Origin of the sequence: Nocardioides euryhalodurans (genome assembly GCF_004564375.1) — a bacterium.
Classification (GTDB): Bacteria; Actinomycetota; Actinomycetes; order Propionibacteriales; family Nocardioidaceae; genus Nocardioides; species Nocardioides euryhalodurans.
On the sequence record NZ_CP038267.1, the window covers coordinates 3,557,901 to 3,579,662 of the forward strand.

General features: G+C 72.3%; 24 protein-coding genes and 1 tRNA gene. 19 read left to right on the forward strand and 6 right to left on the reverse strand.

Annotated elements, in window-relative coordinates:
• The first annotated feature begins 2 nt into the window (after positions 1-2).
• Together EXE57_RS17285 and EXE57_RS17290 are read left to right on the forward strand one after the other, a co-directional pair.
• Positions 3-950, forward strand: a complete 948-nt coding sequence (locus EXE57_RS17285; RefSeq protein ID WP_135079658.1) for a PLP-dependent cysteine synthase family protein — start codon at positions 3-5, stop codon at positions 948-950.
• Complete coding sequence (locus tag EXE57_RS17290; RefSeq protein WP_135079660.1) at positions 941-2,062, forward strand: DUF3152 domain-containing protein; 1,122 nt, start codon at positions 941-943, stop codon at positions 2,060-2,062. Before EXE57_RS17285 ends, EXE57_RS17290 begins: the two co-directional genes overlap by 10 nt.
• Before the next feature lie 24 nt (positions 2,063-2,086).
• On the opposite strand, the gene EXE57_RS17295 is transcribed toward EXE57_RS17290, so the two are convergent.
• Complete coding sequence (locus EXE57_RS17295) at positions 2,087-3,115, reverse strand: alkaline phosphatase family protein (RefSeq protein ID WP_135079662.1); 1,029 nt, start codon at positions 3,113-3,115, stop codon at positions 2,087-2,089.
• Between the two features lie 71 nt (positions 3,116-3,186).
• Between EXE57_RS17295 and murI the strand changes: the two genes are divergently transcribed.
• Together murI and EXE57_RS17305 are read left to right on the forward strand one after the other, a co-directional pair.
• A complete protein-coding gene (gene murI / locus EXE57_RS17300; protein WP_244246885.1) occupies positions 3,187-3,999 on the forward strand; it encodes a glutamate racemase in 813 nt (270 codons plus the stop codon).
• Positions 3,996-4,751: an MBL fold metallo-hydrolase gene (locus tag EXE57_RS17305; protein ID WP_135079666.1), complete on the forward strand. Its 756-nt coding sequence runs from the start codon at positions 3,996-3,998 to the stop codon at positions 4,749-4,751. Before murI ends, EXE57_RS17305 begins: the two co-directional genes overlap by 4 nt.
• Positions 4,752-4,761: 10 nt before the next feature.
• On the opposite strand, the gene EXE57_RS17310 is transcribed toward EXE57_RS17305, so the two are convergent.
• A complete protein-coding gene (locus tag EXE57_RS17310; RefSeq protein WP_135079668.1) occupies positions 4,762-5,433 on the reverse strand; it encodes a response regulator in 672 nt (223 codons plus the stop codon).
• Positions 5,430-6,593, reverse strand: coding sequence for a sensor histidine kinase (locus EXE57_RS17315; protein WP_135079670.1), 1,164 nt, complete (start codon positions 6,591-6,593; stop codon positions 5,430-5,432). The genes EXE57_RS17310 and EXE57_RS17315 overlap by 4 nt, the downstream gene beginning before the upstream one ends.
• Positions 6,594-6,722: 129 nt before the next feature.
• Between EXE57_RS17315 and EXE57_RS17320 the strand changes: the two genes are divergently transcribed.
• The 4 genes from EXE57_RS17320 (at position 6,723) to rdgB (ending at position 9,843) form a co-directional block, all read left to right on the forward strand.
• Entirely contained in the window at positions 6,723-7,634 is a 912-nt protein-coding gene (locus EXE57_RS17320; protein ID WP_135079672.1) for an ABC transporter ATP-binding protein, read from the forward strand.
• Positions 7,631-8,416 (forward strand): ABC transporter permease, encoded by a 786-nt coding sequence (locus EXE57_RS17325; protein WP_135079674.1) that lies wholly within the window; start codon positions 7,631-7,633, stop codon positions 8,414-8,416. Before EXE57_RS17320 ends, EXE57_RS17325 begins: the two co-directional genes overlap by 4 nt.
• 88 nt (positions 8,417-8,504) lie before the next feature.
• Positions 8,505-9,239 (forward strand): ribonuclease PH, encoded by a 735-nt coding sequence (gene rph, locus EXE57_RS17330; protein WP_135079676.1) that lies wholly within the window; start codon positions 8,505-8,507, stop codon positions 9,237-9,239.
• Positions 9,232-9,843 (forward strand): RdgB/HAM1 family non-canonical purine NTP pyrophosphatase, encoded by a 612-nt coding sequence (rdgB, locus tag EXE57_RS17335; protein ID WP_135079678.1) that lies wholly within the window; start codon positions 9,232-9,234, stop codon positions 9,841-9,843. Before rph ends, rdgB begins: the two co-directional genes overlap by 8 nt.
• A gap of 58 nt (positions 9,844-9,901) precedes the next feature.
• Here rdgB and EXE57_RS17340 read toward each other — a convergent pair whose 3' ends face one another.
• The 3 genes from EXE57_RS17340 to bcp all read right to left on the reverse strand — a co-directional run bounded on the left by EXE57_RS17340 (position 9,902) and on the right by bcp (position 11,428).
• Entirely contained in the window at positions 9,902-10,783 is an 882-nt protein-coding gene (locus tag EXE57_RS17340; protein ID WP_135079680.1) for a bile acid:sodium symporter family protein, read from the reverse strand.
• A 17-nt stretch (positions 10,784-10,800) separates the two neighbouring features.
• Positions 10,801-10,877 (reverse strand) — tRNA-Leu (locus EXE57_RS17345).
• An 80-nt stretch (positions 10,878-10,957) separates the two neighbouring features.
• Positions 10,958-11,428, reverse strand: coding sequence for a thioredoxin-dependent thiol peroxidase (bcp, locus tag EXE57_RS17350; RefSeq protein ID WP_135079682.1), 471 nt, complete (start codon positions 11,426-11,428; stop codon positions 10,958-10,960).
• 48 nt (positions 11,429-11,476) lie between these two features.
• On the opposite strand from bcp, the gene EXE57_RS17355 reads away from it, so the two are divergent.
• From EXE57_RS17355 to betT, 11 genes are all read left to right on the forward strand, one after another.
• A complete protein-coding gene (locus EXE57_RS17355; RefSeq protein WP_167305960.1) occupies positions 11,477-12,166 on the forward strand; it encodes an energy-coupling factor ABC transporter permease in 690 nt (229 codons plus the stop codon).
• Positions 12,163-12,492, forward strand: coding sequence for a PDGLE domain-containing protein (locus tag EXE57_RS19860; protein ID WP_167305961.1), 330 nt, complete (start codon positions 12,163-12,165; stop codon positions 12,490-12,492). Before EXE57_RS17355 ends, EXE57_RS19860 begins: the two co-directional genes overlap by 4 nt.
• 1 nt (position 12,493) lies before the next feature.
• Positions 12,494-13,162, forward strand: coding sequence for a cobalt ECF transporter T component CbiQ (gene cbiQ, locus EXE57_RS17360; RefSeq protein WP_135079684.1), 669 nt, complete (start codon positions 12,494-12,496; stop codon positions 13,160-13,162).
• Positions 13,159-13,914 carry an energy-coupling factor ABC transporter ATP-binding protein gene (locus EXE57_RS17365; protein ID WP_135079686.1) on the forward strand — a complete coding sequence of 252 codons (756 nt, stop codon included), beginning with the start codon at positions 13,159-13,161 and terminating at the stop codon, positions 13,912-13,914. Before cbiQ ends, EXE57_RS17365 begins: the two co-directional genes overlap by 4 nt.
• A complete protein-coding gene (locus EXE57_RS17370) occupies positions 13,911-14,159 on the forward strand; it encodes a DUF3618 domain-containing protein (protein ID WP_135079688.1) in 249 nt (82 codons plus the stop codon). Before EXE57_RS17365 ends, EXE57_RS17370 begins: the two co-directional genes overlap by 4 nt.
• Before the next feature lie 37 nt (positions 14,160-14,196).
• Positions 14,197-14,496 carry a GroES family chaperonin gene (locus EXE57_RS17375; protein ID WP_135081099.1) on the forward strand — a complete coding sequence of 100 codons (300 nt, stop codon included), beginning with the start codon at positions 14,197-14,199 and terminating at the stop codon, positions 14,494-14,496.
• A 143-nt stretch (positions 14,497-14,639) separates the two neighbouring features.
• Entirely contained in the window at positions 14,640-15,197 is a 558-nt protein-coding gene (locus tag EXE57_RS17380) for a SigE family RNA polymerase sigma factor (protein WP_135079690.1), read from the forward strand.
• On the forward strand, positions 15,194-15,997 hold the full coding sequence (locus EXE57_RS17385; protein WP_135079692.1) for a hypothetical protein: 804 nt from the start codon (positions 15,194-15,196) through the stop codon (positions 15,995-15,997). The genes EXE57_RS17380 and EXE57_RS17385 overlap by 4 nt, the downstream gene beginning before the upstream one ends.
• Positions 15,998-16,341: 344 nt before the next feature.
• Complete coding sequence (locus tag EXE57_RS17390; RefSeq protein ID WP_135079694.1) at positions 16,342-17,850, forward strand: aldehyde dehydrogenase family protein; 1,509 nt, start codon at positions 16,342-16,344, stop codon at positions 17,848-17,850.
• Positions 17,847-19,616, forward strand: coding sequence for a choline dehydrogenase (gene betA / locus EXE57_RS17395; protein WP_135079696.1), 1,770 nt, complete (start codon positions 17,847-17,849; stop codon positions 19,614-19,616). The genes EXE57_RS17390 and betA overlap by 4 nt, the downstream gene beginning before the upstream one ends.
• Positions 19,613-21,667 (forward strand): choline BCCT transporter BetT, encoded by a 2,055-nt coding sequence (gene betT, locus EXE57_RS17400; RefSeq protein WP_135079698.1) that lies wholly within the window; start codon positions 19,613-19,615, stop codon positions 21,665-21,667. Before betA ends, betT begins: the two co-directional genes overlap by 4 nt.
• Positions 21,668-21,762 lie beyond the last annotated feature (95 nt).

A 21,762-nucleotide genomic window follows, 5' to 3' on the forward strand; every position in this document is an offset into this window, starting at 1 on the left:
CCATGCGGTACGACAGCCTGCTCCACTCGGTCGGTGACACCCCCCTCGTGGGCTTGCCGCGGCTCTCGCCGAGCCCCGACGTACGCCTCTGGGCGAAGCTCGAGGACCAGAACCCGACCGGGTCGATCAAGGACCGCCCGGCGCTGAAGATGATCGAGATGGCCGAGAAGGACGGGCGGATCCGTCCCGGCTGCACCCTCCTGGAGCCGACCAGCGGCAACACCGGGATCTCGCTGGCGATGGCCGCCCGGCTCAAGGGCTACCGGCTGGTGTGCGTGATGCCCGAGAACACCTCCGAGGAGCGCCGCCAGCTCCTGCGGATGTGGGGCGCCGAGATCGTCTCCAGCCCCGCTGCCGGCGGGTCCAACGAGGCGGTCCGGGTGGCCAAGCAGATCGCCGAGGAGCACCCCGACTGGGTGATGATGTACCAGTACGGCAACGAGGCCAACGCCCTCGCCCACGAGGAGGGCACCGGTCCGGAGGTGCTCGCGGACCTCCCCGAGATCACGCACTTCGTGGCCGGTCTCGGCACCACCGGGACGCTGATGGGCGTCTCCCGCTTCTTCCGCCGAGCCAAGCCCGACGTGCGCATCGTCGCGGCCGAGCCGCGCTACGGCGAGCTGGTCTACGGCTTGCGCAACCTCGACGAGGGCTTCGTCCCCGAGCTGTACGACGCCTCGCTGATCGACGCCCGCTTCTCGGTCGGGCCGCGTGACGCGGTCCGACGCGTGCGCGAGCTGCTCGACCTCGAGGGGATCTTCGCCGGCATCTCCACCGGTGCGATCCTCCACGCGGCGCTCGCCCAGGCCGCCAAGGCCGTCAAGGCCGGCGAACGGGCCGACATCGCGTTCGTCGTCTGCGATGGCGGCTGGAAGTACCTCTCGACCGGCGCCTACGAGGGCACCATCGACGAGGCCGAGGACCGGCTGGACGGCCAGCTGTGGGCCTGAGGCTCGGCGTCGTCACCGCGGTGGCGGCGCTGGTCACCTCGCTGCTGACCGGCGTGGCCGGCGCCCAGGGGACGGTCCCGCCGACCAGCACCGCCCCGCCGACCGTCACCGGGGAACCGGCCTACCGCCAGGTGCTCCGTGCCCAGCCCGGGACGTGGACCTCGGAGAGCCAGCTGACCTACGACTACCAGTGGCTGCGGGACGGCCGCCGGCTCCGGGGCGAGACCTCGCCCCGCCGCCGCGCCACGCTGCGCGACATCGGCAGCAGGCTGTCGGTCCGCATCACGGCGACCGACGAGGCCGGCCAGACCGCGACCGCCACCAGCGAGCCGACCGACCGGGTCCGCCGCGCCGACCTGGTGGCGACGGAGCGGCCGGGCATCTCCGGGACGATGCGCTTCACCCGTACCCTGACGGCCGACCCGGGGGAGTGGGCGGCCCGCCGGCGTACGGTCTCCTTCCGCTGGCTGCGCGGCGGTGACCCGATCGAGGGCGCCACCGGACGCCGCTACACGCTGCAGGCGGCCGACGTGGGCCGTCGGATCCGGGTCCGCGTGACCGCGCGCGCGGAGGGCTACCTGAGGGGCGATGCGGTGTCGAGGCAGACCCGCGAGGTCGGCCACCGGGTCCCCGTCCGGCGCACGGTGACCTACCGGATCGAGACCCGCGGAAGGATCGTCGCGGACCGCGACACCTTCCGCCGCCAGGTCGCCCAGACGTTCGCCGACCCGCGCGGCTGGCGCTCGGCCGGCGTGCAGTTCCGGCGGGTGTCCCGCGGCGGCTCGTTCTCGGTGGTGCTCGCCGAGGCAAGCCGGGTCCCCGACTTCTCGCCCGTGTGCAGTGCCACCTGGAGCTGCCGGGTCGGTCGCTACGTGATCATCAACCAGACCCGCTGGCGCTTCGCGAGCCCGTCGTGGAACGCAGCCAACCGCCCGGTCCGCGAGTACCGCCACATGGTGGTCAACCACGAGACCGGCCACTGGCTCGGTCACGGGCACCTCGGTTGCTCCGCGCGCGGCCGGAAGGCGCCCGTCATGATGCAGCAGTCCAAGGGCCTCGACGGCTGCCGCCACAACCCGTGGCCGCTGTCGTCGGAGCTCTGGTTCGGCTAGCCCCCCTGGTCAGCTATCCCGCCCTTAGCGCGACACGTCCAGCCGCTGGTGGCGGTCGAACTGGCTCCCGGGGACCGACCCGAGACCGAGCAGTTCGGTCACCAGGTTGGCTGCGTCGCCGTTGCGGACCGGCTGGCGCCGGTCGCCGTACGACGTCCTGCGACGACCCGGGTCGCGGCGCTCGTGGTTGAGGTCGTAGAGGTCCTCGCCCCTCGCCACCCCGGCACCCCACACCAGGAACGGGATCCGGAAGTTGGCCGGGTCGGCCGGCGCCCCGTGACCGTCGGTCCCCCAGCCACCGTGGTCGGAGGTCAGCACGACCGTGAGGTGCTCACGGAGCCGCGGCCGGCTCAGGATCGCCCGCAGCAGCCGGCCGAGCAGCCGGTCGGTCCGTGCCACGGCGCGGAGATGGGCAGGCGAGCCGAACCCCTGCTCGTGGCCGACGTCGTCGGGCAGCGTCAGGTGGAGCATCGTCAGCGCCCGCCGTCTCGTGACGAGGTCATGCCGCGCCATCCGGACCAGGCGGGCGTTGGACTGGCGCAGCACCACCCGGTCGATGGCGGCGGGCCACGACCGCTCGAAGAGCAGCAGCCGCCGCTTGCCGGTGAACAGGGCGGGGTCTCGTCGCCGTGAGTCGACCACGCCGAAGAGCGAGCCGACGCGGTGCCCGGCCGCGGCCTGGACCGTGCGGGGCCGGAGCCGCTCGTCGTTCCAGGTGACCCCGTGCCCGCCGTGGGAGTCGTCGACCCGACGGCCGGTCACCATGCTCGTGTGGTTGGGCAGCGTCTCCGTGAGCTCGCGCGCCGTACGGGCCTCGAGCGTCCCGACGCCCTCGGCGAGCATCCGGTGGAGCGTGGGGGCCCGCGCGGGGCCGAGGGCCCGGACGGAGCGTGAGCCGAGCGCGTCGACGCTGATGAGCAGCACCTTCGTCGTGGCGGGGGCGGTCGCTCCGACACCGGGCTCCGGCTGGGCCGACGCAGGGGTGGGACCGGCGCCGAGCACGAGCGCGGTCACGAGCGCGGCGGGGGCGGTGAGCCGCAGCCAGCCTTCCACCCCCACGAGCGTACGTGAGTTCCGTCGCGTCGGCGTGCCAGCCACCGGTGCGGCACGTAGCCTTGTGCGCTGTGCCAGCAGTGACCGCCGATGCGCCCATCGGCATCTTCGACTCGGGCTTCGGTGGTCTCACCGTGGCCCGCTCCGTGATCGACCAGCTGCCGCACGAGTCGGTCGTCTACCTCGGCGACACCGCACGGCAGCCGTACGGCCCGAAGCGGATCGCGGAGGTCCGCGAGTACGCCCTCGAGTGCCTCGACCACCTGGTCGAGCGGGGGGTCAAGGCGCTGGTCATCGCCTGCAACTCGGCCAGCGCGGCCGTGCTGCGGGACGCCCGGGAGCGCTACGACGTTCCGGTCGTCGAGGTGATCCTCCCCGCCACCCGGCGCGCCGTGGCCGCGACCCGCAACGGCCGGATCGGCGTGATCTGCACCCGCGCGACCGCGGAGTCGATGGCCTACGAGGACGCCTTCGCCGCGGCCCCGCACGTCGACCTGCTGACCCGCGCCTGCCCCGCGTTCGTCGACCACGTCGAGGCCGGCGTCACCGGTGGCGACGAGCTGCTCGCCGTCGCCCACGACTACCTCGACCCGTTGTCCGAGGCCGGTGTCGACACCCTGGTCCTCGGCTGCACCCACTACCCGCTGCTCACCGGCGTGATCTCGCTGGTGATGGGCGACGACGTCACGCTCGTCTCCAGCGCCGAGGAGTGCGCCAAGGACGTCTACAAGATGCTCGTCGCCACCGACCTGATGCGCGACGGTGGCGTGGCCGACCACGACTTCCTCACGACCGGCACGCCCGACGACTTCGCCTCCGTCGGCCGACGGTTCCTCGGCCCGGAGATGGTCGACGCCTCCCAGTTCGCGGGCGGCCTGCGATGAGGCTGACGGTCGTCGGCTGCTCGGGCTCCTACCCCGGGCCGGACTCGCCGGCGAGCTGCTACCTCCTCGAGGCCGAGTCGGACGGCCGGACCTGGCGGATCCTGCTGGACCTGGGCTCCGGCGCGCTCGGGGCGCTGCAGCGGCACGGCGACCCGCTGACGATCGACGCCGTCTTCCTCAGCCACCTGCACGCCGACCACTGCCTCGACCTGTCGGGCTACTACGTGATGCGCAAGTACCACCCCGCCGGCCCGCAGCCGCGGATCCCGGTGTGGGGGCCCGAGGGGACCGCGGAGCGGATGGCGAAGGCCTACGACCTGCCGGTGGACCCGGGCATGACCGGCGAGTTCGACTTCCGGCTCCACGGGGCGCCGGTCGAGGTCGGGCCGTTCCGGGTCGAGCCGGTGCCCGTGGTGCATCCCGTGCCGGCGTACGGCCTGCGCGTCAGCGCCGACGGCGCGACCCTCGGCTACTCCGGCGACACCGGGCCCTGCCCCGGCCTCGACGCGGTCGCGCAGGACGTCGACCTGCTGCTCGCGGAGGCGTCCTTCCGGTCCGGCGACGACAACCCTGCCGACCTCCACCTCACCGGCGCCGACTGCGGCGAGGCCGCTACCCGCGGCGCCGCCCGGCGGCTGATGCTGACCCACGTCCCGCCGTGGTTCGACCGCGCCGACGCGCTGGCCGAGGCGAGGAGCACGTATGCCGGCCCGGTCGTCCTCGCCCGCTGCGGGGACGTGCACGAGCTCTGACGCGGCCCCGTCACACCAGCCCCGCGTCGTGCACCACGATGGCGATCTGCACCCGGTTGGTCACCTGCAGCTTGTCGAACAGGCGCGACACGTGGGCCTTCACGGTCGGGACGGACAGGTGCAGCTCGCCGGCGATCTCGGCGTTGCTGAGGCCGCGGCCGACGGCGAGGGCCACGTCGCGCTCACGGTCGGTGAGGCAGCCGAGGCGCTCGCGCGCGGGCGCCGTACGGTCCTCCGCGGCGACTGTGCGGATCCGGCTGATCAGGCTCCGCGTGGCGGACGGGGAGAGCATCGGCTCACCCGCGGCGACCCGCAGGATCGCGTCCAGGATGTGCTGCGGCGCCGTGTCCTTGAGCAGGAACCCGTCGGCGCCGGCGGCCACCGCACCGAGCACGTGCTCGTCCGCGTCGAAGGTGGTCAGCACGATCACGCGCGGCGGGTCCGCCCGTCGGTGCAGCTCTCGGGTCGCCTCGAGCCCGCCGAGGCCGGGCATCCGCAGGTCCATCAGCACGACGTGGGGGCGCAGCGACGCGACGGCGTCCAGGCTGGCCCGTCCGTCGGCGGCCTCGCCGACGACGCTGACGTCGTCTCGTCCGCCCATCATCAGCGTCAGCGCACCCCGGACGAGGGGATCGTCGTCGACCACGAGCACCCGGACGCTCTTCCGTGGGGTGGTGCTCATGCTGCCCACGGTATCCACCCGCGGAGCACCCACGTGCGTCCGTCCTGCCGGTAGTCGAGCCGGCCACCGTGCAGGTCGGCCCGCTCGGTCAGCCCGATCAGCCCCAGCCCGGACCCCGGGGTGGTCCCCGGACCGAAGCCGATCGGGTTGCGCAGCACCACGCGGATGCCGGTGTCCGGAGATCCGGTCAGCTCCACGGTGAGGCGGCTGCCGGGCGCGTGCTTCTGGGCGTTGGTCATGCCCTCCTGCACGATCCGGTAGACCGTCCGACCCGCCACGTCGGGGACCGGGAGCCCGGCGGCGTCGAGCCGGTCGTCGAAGTCCACCGTCATCCCCGAGGTGCGCGCCTGGTCGACGAGCTCGGGGAGGTCGGCGTACGTCGGCTGGGGGCGTTGCAGCACGTCGCCGGTGCGGTCGTCGCGCAGCACGCCGAGCACGGCGCGCAGGTCGTCGAGCGCCTCGTGCGCCCGCTCCTGGATCGCGGCGGCCGAGCCCCGCATCTGCTCGGCGGAGAGGTCCTCGCGGAAGCCGAGCGCCCCGGCGTGCATCGAGATCTGGGAGATCCGGTGGGCCAGGACGTCGTGCATCTCGCGCGCGATCCGTGCGCGCTCGTTGCCGCGCGCCCGGGCGACCCGCATCTCCTGGTCGGCCTCGGCCCGCTCGGCCCGGGCGCGCAGGGTCCAGAGCATCTGCCGGCGCGACCCGATGTACATGCCCCAGCCCATGATGCCGACGGTGGCCGCGACGTTGAAGCCGAAGGTGATCCAGAACGGCTCGCTGTTCGTGGACTGCCAGTCGGCGTAGCCCTGGGCGGCCAGGACCCCGACCACGCCGACGAGGACGACCTTGCGCAGGTCCTGCCGCGTCGCCAGCGAGATCGACACCAGGGTGGCGGGGCCGGCCGCGATCCCCGAGACCAGGGTGAGGGCGGAGATCACGAGGGCCACGGCCAGCGGCCAGCGGCGTCGGTAGAACATCAGGACGTACGACGCCAGCCCGCCGGCCAGGTCGACCCAGAACAGCCAGCGCGCGTGGTCCCACTGCTCGCCCACCGCCGTCGACCAGACGAGCGCCGAGAGGAGGAGGCAGACCAACGTCCGCCAGGCGTGGCCCCACAGGGTCAGCCGGGGCTGGTACTGCTCCGGGGTCGGTTGCTCCACCGGAGCAGGCTAGGCCGACGTACGGCTCCGGACCCAGCCGCCCGCGGAGGGGACGCCCCCCTACTTTGGTCACGCGATCTCCACCTCGCGATGGATGGCGCGGCCGGGAGATGCGGCGAGGATGGAGCCATGATCGAAGTCATCGGGCTCACCAAGTCCTACGGCGGCTTCCTGGCCGTCGACGACGTGTCCTTCACCTGCCAGCCCGGCCGGGTCACCGGCTTCCTGGGTCCTAACGGCGCCGGCAAGACCACCACGATGCGGGTCATGGCCGGGCTGACGCCCGCCACCCGGGGGAAGATCACCATCGGTGGGCTGGCCTACCGCGACATCCCGAACCCGGGCCGCCACGTCGGCGTCCTGCTCGACGCCTCGGCGCAGCACGCGGGCCGTACCGGCCGCGAGGTGCTGATGATCGGTGCGAAGACGATGGGGCTCCCGGAGTCCCGCGTCGACGAGATGCTCGCGCTGGTGTCGCTGACGCCGACCGAGGCCAAGCGCCGTGTCCGCAACTACTCGCTCGGCATGCGGCAGCGGCTCGGCATCGCCCACGCCCTGCTCGGCGACCCGTCGGTCCTCGTCCTCGACGAGCCGGCCAACGGCCTCGACCCGGCCGGCATCCGGTGGATGCGCGACCTGCTGAAGCAGTACGCCGACCGGGGCGGGACCGTCCTGCTGTCCAGCCACCTGCTCAACGAGGTCGAGCTGATCGCCGACGAGATGATCCTCATCGGGCGGGGCAAGATCGTCGCCCAGGGCGACAAGAAGTCGCTGCTCGCCGAGCGCGACGGCGGCACGCTCGTCACGGCTGTGGACACCCCGGCCCTCGGCAGCGCCCTCGCCGACGCCGGCCTCGAGGTGACGCCGGCGGGCGAGGGACTGATGGTCGCCGCGACCACCCTCCAGGTCGGTCAGGTCGCCGCCGACCGGCAGCTGGTCCTCACCGACCTCCGCGCCGCCGACGGCGGCCTCGAGAACCTGTTCCTCGAGCTCACCTCCGACACCCAGCGCGACGACATCACCCAGGGAGCACCGGCATGAGCGCCACCACGTCCGTCCCCGCCCTCGACGTGTCGGGGACCCCGCGCGTCCCGTTCACCCGCCTCGTCGGGGTCGAGATCCGCAAGATGTACGACACCCGCGCCGGGCTGTGGCTGCTCGGCATGATCGTCGGGATCACCGCCGCGATCATGGTGGTGTTCTTCTTCGTCGCGGACGCGCCCGACCGGATCTTCGCCAACTTCATCGGCATCGCCGCGACGCCGCAGGGCTTCCTGCTGCCCGTGCTCGGCATCCTGCTCGTGACCAGCGAGTGGGGCCAGCGCACGGCCATGGTGACCTTCGCGCTGGAGCCGTCCCGGACCCGGGTGATCCTCGCGAAGGTCGTGGCGGCCCTGATCTTCGGCCTCGCCGCCTTCGTGGCAGCCCTGGTCGTCGCGGCCCTCTGCACGCTCGTCGGCGGCGCCGACGGCGGGTTCTCCGACCTCTCGGCCAGCGTCTTCCTGCTGTTCCTGGCGCTGCAGCTGCTGACGGTGCTCCAGGGCATGGCGTACGGCCTGATCTTCCTCAACACCCCGGCGGCGATCGTGACGTTCTTCGTGCTGCCGATCGCGTCCTCGATCGTCTTCAGCCTGGTGCCGGCGCTGCGCGACAGCGCGGCGTGGTTCGACCTCGGCACCGCCCAGCAGCCGCTCTTCGAGGCCTCGGCCGGCCTCGACCTGACGGGTGAGCAGTACGGCCAGCTCGCGACGACCGCGCTGATCTGGATCGTGCTGCCCTTCGTCCTCGGCTGGTTCCGGGTGATGCGCGCCGAGCTCAAGTAGCGCTCGGCTGCTCCAGACGCGGCGGGTCGGGTCTCCCACGGGGGTGGGGTCCGACCCGTCGTCATGTCCGGCCTCTAGGGTCGGGGCCATGACCGACGTACCGCTCCGCGCCGACGGGCGCGCCGACGACGAGCTCCGCCCGATCACGATCACGCGCCACTGGCTCGACCACGCGGCCGGCTCGGTCCTGGTGGAGTTCGGCCGGACCAAGGTGCTCTGCGCCGCCTCCGCCAACGAGGGCGTGCCGCGCTGGCGCAAGGGCTCCGGCCTCGGCTGGGTGACCGCCGAGTACGCGATGCTCCCGGCCTCGACCAACACCCGCTCGGACCGCGAGTCGGTCAAGGGCCGGATCGGCGGGCGTACGCACGAGATCTCCCGGCTGATCGGCCGCTCGCTGCGTGCCGTGGTCGACTACCGGGCGCTCGGCGAGAACACCATCGTCCTCGACTGCGACGTCCTCCAGGCCGACGGCGGCACCCGCACCGCCGCGATCACAGGCGCGTACGTCGCCCTCGCCGACGCGGTCTCCCACCTGCGCGCCCAGGGCGCGCTGGCCGGCGAGCCGCTGACCGGGTCGGTCGCGGCGGTCAGCGTCGGCATCATCGACGGCCTGCCCCGGCTCGACCTGCCCTACGAGGAGGACGTCCGTGCCGAGACCGACATGAACGTCGTCATGACCGGCGAGGGCACCTACGTCGAGGTACAGGGCACCGCCGAGGGCGCGGCCTTCGACCGGGCCGAGCTCGACGCGCTGCTCGGTCTCGCCGAGAAGGGGTGCGCCGACCTGACCCGGCTGCAGCGGGACGCGCTCTCCGATGGCTGAGGTGCTCCTCGCCTCGCGGAACGGCAAGAAGCTCGCCGAGATGGAGCGCATCCTCTCCCCGCTCGTGCCCGGCGTGCGGGTGCTCGGGCTCGACGACGTCGTGGCGTACGCCGAGCCGGTCGAGGACCAGCCCGACTTCGCCGGCAACGCGCTGCTCAAGGCGCGGGCCGGACTGGCCGCGACCGGGCTCCCGTCGCTGGCCGACGACAGCGGGCTGTGCGTCGACGCGCTCAACGGGATGCCGGGCGTGCTCTCGGCGCGCTGGGCCGGACCGGCGAAGTCCGACGATGCCAACAACGCGCTGCTGCTGTCGCAGCTCTCCGACGTGCCCGACGAGCGACGTGGCGCCCACTTCACCTGCGCGGTCGCCGTCTGCCACCCCGACGGCCGCGAGCTGGTCGTCGAGGGCCGGATGGACGGGCGGATCATCCGCGAGACGCGGGGCAGCGGGGGTTTCGGCTACGACGTGCTGTTCGCCGCCGTCGAGCACCCCGACCTCACCACCGCCGAGCTCGATCCCGAGGCCAAGGACGCGATCTCGCACCGGGGTCGGGCGCTGCGGGACATCGCTCCCCGGGTCGCGGAGCTGCTCGGGGGGTCGTGACGCTTCCCCCGCCCACCGACAGACTCGCCCACCAGGTTCGGGCGCGGCAGGACAGTGGTCAGGGCGCCACGGGCTGCGAGGTCGACCGCGCCCGGATCCGGCGCGAGACGACCGTCCCCCACAGGGCAGCCATCGGGAACATCAGCAGCGAGTAGACCGCGGCCGGGACCGAGATCTCGGTCGAGTCGAGCACCTCCACGGCCACGAAGATGGCCAGCGTGCCGTTGTGCACGCCGATCTCGAACGACGACGCCACCGCCTGGTCGTCCGCGACGCCGAAGGCCCGCGGCACGGCGTACCCGACCACGAGGCTGATCGCGCAGAACAGCGCCGCCACCAGCCCGACGTCCGCCAGGTAGTCACCGACGTTCTCGCGCTGGTCGAGCAGGATGCCCAGGATCAGCAGCGCCAGGATCACCGCGGAGCCGATACGTACGGGGCGGTCCATCCGGGCGGCGAATCCCTCGCTCCGGGCGCGGACCAGCATCCCGATCCCGACCGGGACCAGGATCAGCACGAACACCTTGACCACCTCGACCAGCGGCATCGACACGCTGTCGGACTGGTCGTACCACCGGATCGCGAGGTTGGTGATGAGGGGGAGGGTGCCGATCGCCACGATGGAGTTGATCGCAGTCAGCGTGATGTTGAGGGCCACGTCGCCGCGGAAGAGGTGGCTGAAGAGGTTGGCGGTCGTCCCGCCCGGTGACGCGGCGAGCAGCATCATGCCGATGCCGAGCAGCGGCGGCAGGTCGAGCAGGAGCACCAGGCCGAAGCAGACCACCGGCAGCAGCACCAGCTGGCACGCGAGCGCGACCAGGACGGCCTTGGGCTGCTGGCCGACCCGGCGGAAGTCGCGGACGGTGAGGTCCAGCCCGAGCCCGAACATGATGATCGCCAGTGCGATCGGCAGCCCCACGGTGCTGAGAGCAGAGTCCATGGCCGGACTGTAGTGACTGGTGCGCCCGGCGAGAGTCGAACTCGCACTGGCCAGGACCTAAACCTGGTGCCTCTGCCGGTTGGGCTACGGGCGCAGGATCCCATTGTTCCGCCTCGTGTGCCTGGCACCGGCCCATGGACCGGCGTCAGGCACACGACGCAACCCGGGTGAGCGTCAGTCGAGACCCAGGTCCCGACGCAGCTTGGCGACGTGGCCGGTCGCCTTCACGTTGTACTGTGCGAGCGCGATCTTCCCTTCCTCGTCCACCACGAAGGTGGAGCGCAGGACGCCCTCGACGACCTTGCCGTAGAGCTTCTTCTCGCCGTACGCCCCGTAGGCGCGGTGCACGTCGAGGTCGGTGTCGGAGAGCAGCGTCAGGGTCAGCGCGTCGCGCTCCCGGAACTTCGCCAGCTTGGCGGGCGCGTCCTTCGAGACGCCGAGCACCTCGTAGCCGGCCCCCTGCAGCGAGTCGAGGGACTCGCTGAAGTCGCACGCCTGCGTGGTGCAGCCGGGCGTCATCGCGGCGGGGTAGAAGTACACGATCACCTTGCGGCCGCGCAGGGCCGACAGCGACACCTGCTCCTCGGTGTCGGAGGTCAGGGTGAAGTCGGGCGCGGTGTCGCCGGGGGAGAGGCGCTGGCTCACGGAAGTCTCCTTGTTGCAACTCGTTTGCAATAACGTACGCTGGGCATCATGCACGTTCCCGACGGATTCCTCGACGCCCCCACGTCCTTGGCCACCGGCGTGGTCGCGGCGGCCGGCGTGGCGGTGGCGCTCCGGGGCGCCCGGCGCGAACTCGACGACCGTACCGCCCCCATGGCGGGCCTCGTCGCGACCTTCGTCTTCGCGGCCCAGATGATCAACTTCCCGGTCGGCGCGGGGACCAGCGGCCACCTCATGGGCGGTGCACTCGCGGCGGTCCTCGTCGGCCCGTGGTCGGCGGTGCTCTGCCTGAGCGTCGTCCTCCTCGTGCAGGCGCTGCTGATGGCCGACGGCGGCATCACCGCGCTCGGCACCAACATCACGCTCATCGGCCTGGTCACCGTCGCCGTCGGGTGGCTGGTCTTCGTCGGGCTGCGCGCCGTGCTGCCCAAGCGACCCGCGAGCGTCGCCCCCGCCGCCGCGATCGGAGCCGCCGTGAGCGTGCCCGTCGCGGCGCTCGTCTTCACCCTCCTCTTCGAGGTGGGCGGCAACGCTCCCGTCGACCTCGGCACCCTGCTCACGGCGATGCTGGCCTGGCACACCGTCATCGGCATCGGCGAGGGGATCATCACCGGCCTGGTCGTGGCGAGCGTGGTCGCCGTACGCCCCGACCTCGTCCACGGCGCCCGGCCGCTGCTCGCCCAGCGCGAGCTCGAGATCCGCCCGGCGGCGGCCCGATGACCGCCCGCCTCAGCACCCGCGCCTTCCTCGCGATCGGCCTGCTCGTCGTGCTCCTGGTCGCCGGCGTCGCCAGCTACTACGCGAGCTCCCACCCCGACGGGCTCGAGTACGTCGCCGAGCAGACCGGCTTCCTCGACACGGCCGAGGACTCGCCGACCGCCGGCAGCCCGCTCGCCGACTACGGCACGCGCGGCGTCGAGGACGACCGCGCCAGCAGCGCCGTGGCGGGAATCGTCGGCGTCGCCGTCATGGCGGGGCTCAGCGGCGCCCTCTTCTGGGCGCTGCGCCGACGGGGCGACGCGCCCGCCACCTCGGACGAGGCCTGAGGTGGGCGCCGGTCACGGCCACCGGCTGCACTTCCACGCCCACAGCCCGCTCCACCGGGCGCCGTCCCACCTCAAGGTCGTCGGCCTGGTCGGCTTCATGCTGGTCGTCGTCGCCACGCCGCCGCAGGCGTGGCCGGCGTACGCCGTCTACGCCGCGCTGCTGCTCGGCGTGGTGGCGCTGTCGACGGTGCCGCCGACCTACCTCGCCAAGCGGATGGTGGTCGAGGTGCCGTTCGTCGTCTTCGCGCTGCTGCTGCCCTTCGTGGCCACCGGCCCGCGCACCGAGGTGCTCGGCCTGACCGTCTCCGAGCCCGGCCTCGCCGCGGCGGCCGCACTGCTGGTGAAGGCGACCCTCGGCGTGCTGGCCGCCCTCACGCTCGCGGCCACCACCGAGCCCGACGACCTGCTCCGCGGGCTGCAGCGGCTGCGGATGCCCGACCTGCTGGTGCAGATCATGGGCTTCATGATCCGCTACCTCGACGTGGTCACCGCCGAGCTCGGCCGGATGACGACCGCGATGCGGGCGCGCGGCTGCGAGCCGCGCTCCCCGCGGCACTGGCCGGCGCTCGCCCGGGCGATGGGCTCGCTCTTCATCCGCTCCTACGAGCGCGGCGAGCGGGTCCACCTCGCGATGCTCTCCCGCGGCTACGACGGGCGGCTGCCGCGATGAGCACCCCCACCCTCGAGGTCACGGGCCTGGCGTACGCCTATCCCGACGGCCACCAGGCGCTCTTCGGCGTCGACCTCCACGTGCACCCCGGCGAACGGGTCGCCCTGCTGGGCCCCAACGGCGCCGGCAAGACCACGCTCGTGCTGCACCTCAACGGGATCCTCGCCGCCGGTGCCGGCTCGGTCTCCGTCAGCGGGCTGCCGGTCGTGAAGGAGAACCTCAAGGAGGTCCGGCGCCGGGTCGGCATCGTCTTCCAGGACCCCGACGACCAGCTGTTCCTCGGGTCGGTGCGCCAGGACGTGGCCTTCGGCCCGGCCAACCTCGGGCTGCGCGGCCCCGAGCTCGACCGGCGCGTGATGGAGGCCCTCGACAAGGTCGGGATGGCCGCGTACGCCGACCGTCCGCCCCACCACCTGTCCTTCGGCCAGCGGCGTCGCGTCGCGGTCGCCACGGTGCTGGCGATGGAGCCGGAGATCCTGGTGCTCGACGAGCCGTCCTCCAACCTCGACCCCGCCTCGCGCCGCGAGCTCGCCGAGATCCTCCGCTCGCTCGACGTCACCGTGCTGATGGTGACCCACGACCTGCCGTACGCCCTCGAGCTGTGCCCGCGCTCGGTCGTCCTCGCCGAGGGGACGGTCGTCGCCGACGGCCCGACGTACGACCTGCTCACGGACGAGGCGCTGATGGCCGCCCACCGCCTCGAGCTGCCGGTCGGGTTCGACCCCGACCGGATTGGTAGCCTTCCCGCGTGAGCAACGACCTGCCGTCCCTGGAGCGGGAGATCGAAGAGACCCGCGAGCGCCTCGCCGGCACGATCGACCAGCTCCTCTACCGAGCCCACCCGAAGACGATCGTGTCGCGGGAGGTCAGCCAGGTGAGGGCGTTCTTCGTCGACACCGCGACCGGGCAGCCCCGGACCGACAACATCCTCAAGGTGGCCGGGACCGTGGTCGGCGCGATCGCGCTGTTCGTCACGATCCGCAAGGTAGCGAGCTGAGGAGCACCTCCCGGTGACCGACAAGGCGCCCATCAAGATGCTCCACGACCGGCTCCTGGTCGAGGTCGACCAGGACTCCGGGGAGCGACGCTCCAGCGGCGGGATCGTCATCCCGGCGACGGCCGCCATGGGTGCGCGGCGACTCGCGTGGTCGCGCGTCATCGCGGTCGGCCCCCACGCGCGCGCCGTCGAGAAGGGCGACCGGGTGCTGTTCGACCCCGAGGACAAGGCCGAGGTTGAGGTCCAGGGCGAGGTCTACGTCGTGATGCGGGAGCGTGACGTCCACGCCGTCGCCGCCGACCGGCTGGCCGACGAGGCCACCGGCCTCTACCTCTGACGACCGTCCGGTAGTCGGCGGCCCGAGGGGTCGGCAGGTCGTGCCCCCACCACTCGCAGCCGTGTCCGGGTGGGACGCCGAAAATTTCCGGTCCGTCCGGTCAACCCTTGACGCGGACCTTCGTCTTTGCCCATGTGGAGGCCATGAGGAAGACCCACGAGTCGGGACCTGGTCCCGGACCGGGGATCCGCGCTGTCGCGGATGACCGGGACAAGGCGGTGGCCGAGCTGTTCGTCGCGCACCACCGTCGGCTGGTGGGGCTGGCCTCGCTGCTGGTCGATGACCGGCGTACCGCCGAGGACGTGGTGCAGGAGGCGTTCGCCAGCCTGTACCGCCGCTGGTCGCACCTGCGCGACCCCCAGTCCGCCGCGGCGTTCCTCGACCGGACCGTCGTCAACGGTGGACGGGACTCGCTGCGCCGGCGGCGTACGGCAGGCGCGGCGGTGCTGCGGCTGGTGCCGCGCTCCGAGGAGCTGGACTCGGCCGAGCACGCCGCCGTCGCCCACCACGAGGCCGACCGGCTCTGGGCCGCGGTCACGGCGCTGCCGACCCGGCAACGCCAGGTGCTGGTCCTGCGTTACTACCTCGACCAGTCCGAGCTCGAGATCGCGGACACGCTCGGGATCTCCGCGGGATCGGTCAAGAAGCACGCGAGCCGCGGGATCGCCGCGCTCGCCCGAGAGTGGGAGGGCCGGTCGTGAGCACGCAGCACGTCGAGCGTGATCTGGTCGCGCTCCTCCACCGCCACGCGGAGGACGCCATGAACGACACCGACACCCAGACCGAGCTCCAGGCCTTCCGCGACGCGGTCGCCGGCCCTGCAGGCACGCGCCCGCGGATTGTTCGCTGGCTCGCGATCGGCGCCGCGGCAGCCCTGGTCGTCGTCGCCGTCACGGCGGTCGCGCTGTGGGGCCCCGGCCCCGCCGAACGACCCGAGCCCGCCCCCGCCGTTCCCGGCCAGGACCGTGCTGCCGACCGGGCGACCGCCGAGGAGTTCGCGGCGGCGTACGCCGACCTCGACGCCGACCGGATGGCCGACCTCATGGCCGACGGGGTGCAGCCGTGGGACACCTGGCGCTCGACCCTGCAGCGCGACGTGGCCTGGGACGTCGAGCGCATGATGCAGCCGTGTCGGCGTACCGCCGAGGCCACGGAGGGCGTCGTCTTCACCTGCCCCTACTCGATGCACCTGAGGGGCTCGGAGGAAGTCGGACGGGGGCCCTTCGGGGACAACACCGTCGAGGTCGTGGTGCAGGACGGTGAGGTCACGCTTGCCGACTACACCCAGCTCGTGGAGTTCAACGGGGTCACCGCGCATCTCGCGAAGGTGGACCGCTGGATCGCGGAGAGCCACCCGGAGGACGTGGCGTTCCTGCGCAGCCATTCGGCGTCCGGCAAGACGGTGGACCTGGGGCTGAGCGAGTCCGAGTGGTCGAGGTGGACGCGGCTGACGCAGCGCTACACCGACGAGTACGTCGCCGACGTTCGGTCCGGCTCCTAGCAACGCACCCCATCGGGGGGCGTGGTCGGGGAGCTGCTCGAACCCTGTGACGGTGCGGGACCACCGCCGGGGCACGCGGGGGCGGGGACGGCTGGGTCGATGGGAACAGCTGGTCCGGAAGCCAGGTGTCCCCTTCGACCCAGCGCTCGCGGCTGCCCGAACGTGGTCGCGCCCGAGGTTGCCGACTGCCGCGACCGCAGCCCGGGCTGCGGCGGCATGTCGGGGTCGTTCCCCGGAGCCTGAGCCTCTCGGCGACATCTCGTCGACGATCCGAGGCCACTGACAGTGGACCGCGGCACCGCTGACGCGCCAGACTGATGCGCACACAACCTCAGAGGGAGGCCATGGACACCCTGTTCATCGCCGGCGCCTGGCGACCGGCACGTGACTCGGGAACACGGACCATCCACTGCCCAGCTGACGGCCGCGAGGTCGTCACCGTGGCCGAAGCGACAGCGGACGACGCTCGGGAGGCTGTGGCTGCTGCGCGCGCTGCCTTCGACGCCGGCCCCTGGCCGCGCACCCCTGCCCCGGAGCGGGGGGCGCTGCTGCGGCGCCTGGCCGACCGGCTCGTGGCGGACCGCGACGAGGTCGCACGGCTGGAGTCGCTCGACACCGGCAAGCGGTTCGTGGAGTCCCAGATCGACGTCGACGACATCGAGGCGGTCTTCCGCCACTTCGCCGACCTCGCCACCGCCGAAGCCGGCCGCGTCGTCGACACCGGCATGCCCGACGTGTCGAGCCGGGTCGTCCACGAGCCGGTGGGCGTCTGCTCGCTGATCACGCCGTGGAACTACCCGCTGCTGCAGACCGCGTGGAAGGTCGCGCCGTGCCTGGTGGCCGGCAACACCTTCGTGCTGAAACCGAGCGAGCTCACGCCGAGCACCGCCATGTGGCTGATGCGGGCCCTGACCGACGTCGGGCTCCCCGACGGGGTCGCCAACCTGGTGCTCGGCGCCGGTGCGACCGCGGGGGCGCCCCTGGTCGAGGACCCGGACGTCGACCTGGTCTCCTTCACCGGAGGCCTGGTGACCGGCCGCGCGATCATGGCGGCCGCCGCGCCCACCGTGAAGCGGGTGGCCCTCGAGCTCGGCGGCAAGAACCCCAACGTCGTCTTCGCCGACGCCGACCTGCCGGCAGCGATCGACAACGCACTGACCGCGGTCTTCCTCGACTCCGGCCAGGTCTGCTCGGCCGGAGCACGGCTGATCGTCGAGGCGAGCGTGCACGACCAGATGGTCGACGCGCTGGTCGAGCGAGCCCGCGACATCAGGCTGGGCGGGCCGTTCGACGACGACGCCGAGACCGGGCCGCTGGTCAGTGCCGCCCACCGCGCCAAGGTCGAGCAGTACGTCGCCGAGGCGCTCGAGGACGGAGCCGAGCTGCGCTGCGGGGGCGCCCGCCCCGAGGGCGCGGCGTACGACGACGGCTTCTTCTACCTGCCCACGATCCTCGACCACTGCGCCACCGACATGCGGTGCGTGCGGGACGAGTCCTTCGGTCCGGTGCTGACCGTCGAGACGTTCGAGGGGCCTGACCGCGACTCCGCGGAGGAGGCGGCGATCAGCCTCGCCAACGACACGGTCTACGGGCTGGCGGGCGCGGTGTGGACCGAGAACGCCGGGCGCGCCGAGCGGGTCGCCAGCAGCCTGCGGCACGGCACGATCTGGATCAACGACTACCACCCGTACGTGCCCGGGGCGGAGTGGGGCGGCTTCAAGCAGTCGGGCAACGGCCGCGAGCTCGGCCTCGCCGGACTGGAGGAGTACCGCGAGACCAAGCACATCTGGCACAACACCCGGCCGGCGCCCGCCGGTTGGTTCCCGGACCGCACGGGAGGGACGACCCAGTGAGCGAGAAGCACTACGACTACGTCGTCGTCGGGGGCGGCTCGGCCGGCTCCGCGCTCGGCAACCGGCTCTCCTCGGACCCCGGCACGAGCGTGCTGGTGCTCGAGGCAGGGCGCAACGACTCGATCCTCGACCCCTTCATCCACATGCCGGCGGCCCTGCCGTACCCCATCGGCAACAAGCTCTACGACTGGAAGTACGAGAGCGAGCCCGAGCCGCACATGGGGGGCCGGCGGGTCTACCACGCCCGCGGCAAGGTCCTCGGCGGCTCCAGCTCGATCAACGGCATGATCTTCCAGCGTGGCAACCCGATGGACTACGAGCGCTGGGCGGGGGAGCCGGGCATGCAGGAGTGGGACTACGCCCACTGCCTGCCCTACTTCAAGCGGATGGAGACCTGCCTCGCCGGCGCCGACGCATGGCGCGGCGGCTCCGGGCCCCTGGTCCTCGAGCGCGGTCCGGCGACGTCGCCGCTCTTCGGCGCCTTCTTCGAGTCGGTGCAGCAGGCCGGCTACCCGCTGACCGACGACGTCAACGGCTACCGCCAGGAGGGGTTTGCGAAGTTCGACCGCAACGTCCACCGCGGACGCCGGCTCTCGGCGGCGCGGGCCTACCTCCACCCGGTCATGCACCGCAAGAACCTCGACGTCGAGACCCTCGCGCTCGTCACCGGCCTGCGGATGGAGGGCAAGCGGTGCACCGGCGTCGACTACACGCGGGGCGGGCGGTTGCACCGCTCCGTGACCGCCGGCGAGGTGATCCTCTGCGGCGGCGCGTTCAACAGCCCGCAGCTGCTGCAGCTGGCCGGCATCGGCGACCCCGAGCACCTCCGGTCCGTCGGCGTGACCACGGCGGTGGAGCTGCCGGGCGTCGGCGCCAACATGCAGGACCACCTCGAGGTCTACATCCAGCACGCGGCCACGCAGCCGGTCTCGATCGCGCCGTGGCTGGCCCACCACCACAAGCCGCGGATCGGCGCCGAGTGGCTCTTCGGCCGCCGTGGCGTCGGAGCGTCCAACCACTTCGAGGCGGGTGGCTTCATCCGCAGCAACGACGAGGTGACCTGGCCGAACCTGATGTTCCACTTCCTGCCGATCGCGATCCGCTACGACGGCAGCAAGCCGGCCGAGTCCGACTACGGCGTCCACGGCTACCAGGTCCACATCGGACCGATGTACGCCGACACCCGCGGCACCGTGAAGATCCGGTCGACCGACCCGCGCGAGCACCCCGCCCTGCAGTTCAACTACCTGTCGACGGAGAGCGACCGCCGGGAGTGGATCGAGATGGTCCGGGCGGCGCGCAACATCCTCGAGCAGCCGGGCTTCGCGGCGTTCAGCGGCGGGGAGATCTCGCCCGGACCGTCGGTGGAGACCGACCAGGAGATCCTCGACTGGGTGGCCCGCGACGCGGAGACGGCGCTGCACCCGTCGTGCACCGCGAAGATGGGCACCGACGACGCGGCGGTCGTCGACCCGGCCACGATGCGGGTCCACGGCACGGAGGGGCTGCGGGTCGTCGACGCCTCGGTCTTCCCGTTCGTGACCAACGGCAACATCTACGCGCCGGTGATGATGGTCGCCGAGAAGGCCGCCGACCTGATCGCGGGGAACACCCCGCTCCCCGCAGCCGAGGTCCCGTGGTACCGGCACGGTCGCGGCGACCCGCCGTACCCGCCGGGCGATCCCCGCAACGACGCCTGGGACACCCACGAGCTGCCGAGCGCCGCGGGCGCCCGACCCGCCCCGAGAAGAGGAGAGCACGCATGAGCACCGACACCAGGGCGGTCCCCGAGACCCCGGCCGAGCAACCCCGGCGCAGCGGACTCTTCAGCGGACCACCGGTCAAGTGGCCGGTCTTCGGCGCCTCGTTGCTGGGCGTCGTCGCCGTCGCGATCTGGGCCATCGCGACCCCGGACTCCGCGTACGCGACGATCTACGACTGGACCGTCTGGGTCGGCGGCGCCTTCGGCTGGTTCTACATCGCCCTCGGCACCGCCATCTTGGTGTTCGTCCTCTACCTCGGCATCTCGCGCTTCGGCACGATGCGGCTCGGTCCCGAGCACTCGCGTCCGGAGTTCTCGACCTTCGCGTGGGCGTCGATGCTGTTCGCGGCCGGCATCGGCACCGACGTCATGTTCTTCTCCGTGGTCGAGCCCGTCACCCAGTACGTCGCCCCACCGGTCGGCGACGGCGGGACGGTGCAGGCGGCCCGTGACGCCACCGTGTGGACGCTCTTCCACTACGGCATCACGGGCTGGGCGATGTACGCCCTGATGGGCATGGCGCTCGGGTTCTTCGCCTACCGGCTCAACCTGCCGCTCGCCGTCCGCTCCGCGCTCTACCCGATCTTCGGCAAGCGCATCGACGGGGTGCTCGGCCACGCGGTCGACACCGCGGCCGTCCTCGGCACCGTGTTCGGGGTGGCCACCAGCCTCGGCATCGGCGTGGTCTTCCTCAACATCGGCCTCAACGAGCTGTTCGGGGTGCCCGTCGGGCTCGGCGCCCAGATCGGCCTGGCCGTGCTGGCGATCACGATCGCAGCGATCTCCGCGACCACGGGCGTCGACAAGGGCATCCGGTTCCTCTCCCAGCTCAACGTGCTGCTCGCGCTGTCGCTGGCCGGCTGGGTGCTCGTCACCGGCAAGACCCAGCTGCTGCTCGAGGGCGTCGTCATGAACGTCGGCGACTTCGTCGCCTCGTTCCCCGGCCTGACGATGGACACCATGGCCTACGACCAGGCCAACGAGTGGATGAACCTCTGGACGCTCTTCTTCTGGGCGTGGTGGGTCGCCTGGGCGTCGTTCGTCGGCCTGTTCCTGGCGCGCATCTCGCGGGGCCGCACGATCCGGCAGTTCGTCGCCGGGACGATGGTGATCCCGTTCGCCTACATCGTGATGTGGGTCTCGATCTTCGGCAACGCAGCGCTCGACCGCGTCCGTGGCGGCGACGAGGCGTTCACCGAGGCCGCGCAGAACTACGACGGACGCGGCTTCTTCATGCTGGTCGAGCAGTACCCCGCGTCGGGTGTGGTGATCGCGGTGGCGACCTTCGTCGGCCTGCTGTTCTACGTCACCTCCGCCGACTCGGGCGCACTCGTCATGGCCAACCTGTGCTCGCGACTGCGCCATGTCCAGGAGGACGGCGCCGCGTGGCAGCGGATCGTCTGGGCGGCCGTCACCGGCCTGCTGACGATCTCGGTGCTGGCGGTGGGTGGGATCTACGCCCTCCAGTACGCCACGGTGATCATGGGGCTGCCGTTCGCGATCGTGATGATCCTGGTGATGTGGGGGCTCTACAAGGCGATGCGGCGCGAGCTGCAGCGCGTGGAGTCCGGCGGCGGCGTCCACCACCGACCCGCGCCGGGGCCGGAGGACCGTGAGTCGTGGCGGTCCCGGATCGCCCGGGTGACCAACTTCGTCGACCGCGACGACGCCGAGCGGCACCTCGACACCGTCGTCGCGCCGGCGCTGACCGAGGTGGCCGCGGAGCTCCAGGCGCGCGGCGTCAACGCGACCGCGGTCCAGGGGGTGGCGGAGCCCTCGGAGGACGACGAGCACGGCGGCCGCTACGTCGAGCTGCGGGCCGACGACACCGAGCACCCGGAGCACCCGTTCCGCTACCGGGTGCAGGTGACCATGTCGCCGGTGCCGACCTACGGCGGCCGGATGATCGGCGACCGCGACCAGTACGCCAAGCTCGACGTCCACCTCGACACCGGGGCCCAGGACTACGACGTGATGGGCTACCGCGAGTCGCAGATCATCCACGACTGCCTCGACGAGTACGAGCGGCACCTGGAGTTCCTGCGGATGGAGTGACTCCGCCCGGAAATGTAAGAGGCCCCGCAGGTGTCTCGGGTCACCTGCGGGGCTGACAGCAACTATGCACCCTCGATCCAAGGGCTGTCAGCACC

Bases quoted from the DNA above. Each gene is read 5' to 3' on its own strand.
- betT (WP_135079698.1), top strand. From the start codon at position 19,613: ATGAGCACCGACACCAGGGCGGTCCCCGAGACCCCGGCCGAGCAACCC.
- EXE57_RS17390 (WP_135079694.1), top strand. From the start codon at position 16,342: ATGGACACCCTGTTCATCGCCGGCGCCTGGCGACCGGCACGTGACTCG.
- EXE57_RS17365 (WP_135079686.1), top strand. From the start codon at position 13,159: ATGAGCACCCCCACCCTCGAGGTCACGGGCCTGGCGTACGCCTATCCC.
- EXE57_RS17355 (WP_167305960.1), top strand. From the start codon at position 11,477: ATGCACGTTCCCGACGGATTCCTCGACGCCCCCACGTCCTTGGCCACC.
- EXE57_RS19860 (WP_167305961.1), top strand. From the start codon at position 12,163: ATGACCGCCCGCCTCAGCACCCGCGCCTTCCTCGCGATCGGCCTGCTC.
- EXE57_RS17310 (WP_135079668.1), bottom strand. From the start codon at position 5,433: ATGAGCACCACCCCACGGAAGAGCGTCCGGGTGCTCGTGGTCGACGAC.
- EXE57_RS17375 (WP_135081099.1), top strand. From the start codon at position 14,197: ATGCTCCACGACCGGCTCCTGGTCGAGGTCGACCAGGACTCCGGGGAG.
- EXE57_RS17340 (WP_135079680.1), bottom strand. From the start codon at position 10,783: ATGGACTCTGCTCTCAGCACCGTGGGGCTGCCGATCGCACTGGCGATC.
- EXE57_RS17325 (WP_135079674.1), top strand. From the start codon at position 7,631: ATGAGCGCCACCACGTCCGTCCCCGCCCTCGACGTGTCGGGGACCCCG.
- EXE57_RS17380 (WP_135079690.1), top strand. From the start codon at position 14,640: ATGAGGAAGACCCACGAGTCGGGACCTGGTCCCGGACCGGGGATCCGC.
- EXE57_RS17305 (WP_135079666.1), top strand. From the start codon at position 3,996: ATGAGGCTGACGGTCGTCGGCTGCTCGGGCTCCTACCCCGGGCCGGAC.
- rdgB (WP_135079678.1), top strand. From the start codon at position 9,232: ATGGCTGAGGTGCTCCTCGCCTCGCGGAACGGCAAGAAGCTCGCCGAG.
- EXE57_RS17320 (WP_135079672.1), top strand. From the start codon at position 6,723: ATGATCGAAGTCATCGGGCTCACCAAGTCCTACGGCGGCTTCCTGGCC.
- EXE57_RS17285 (WP_135079658.1), top strand. From the start codon at position 3: ATGCGGTACGACAGCCTGCTCCACTCGGTCGGTGACACCCCCCTCGTG.
- rph (WP_135079676.1), top strand. From the start codon at position 8,505: ATGACCGACGTACCGCTCCGCGCCGACGGGCGCGCCGACGACGAGCTC.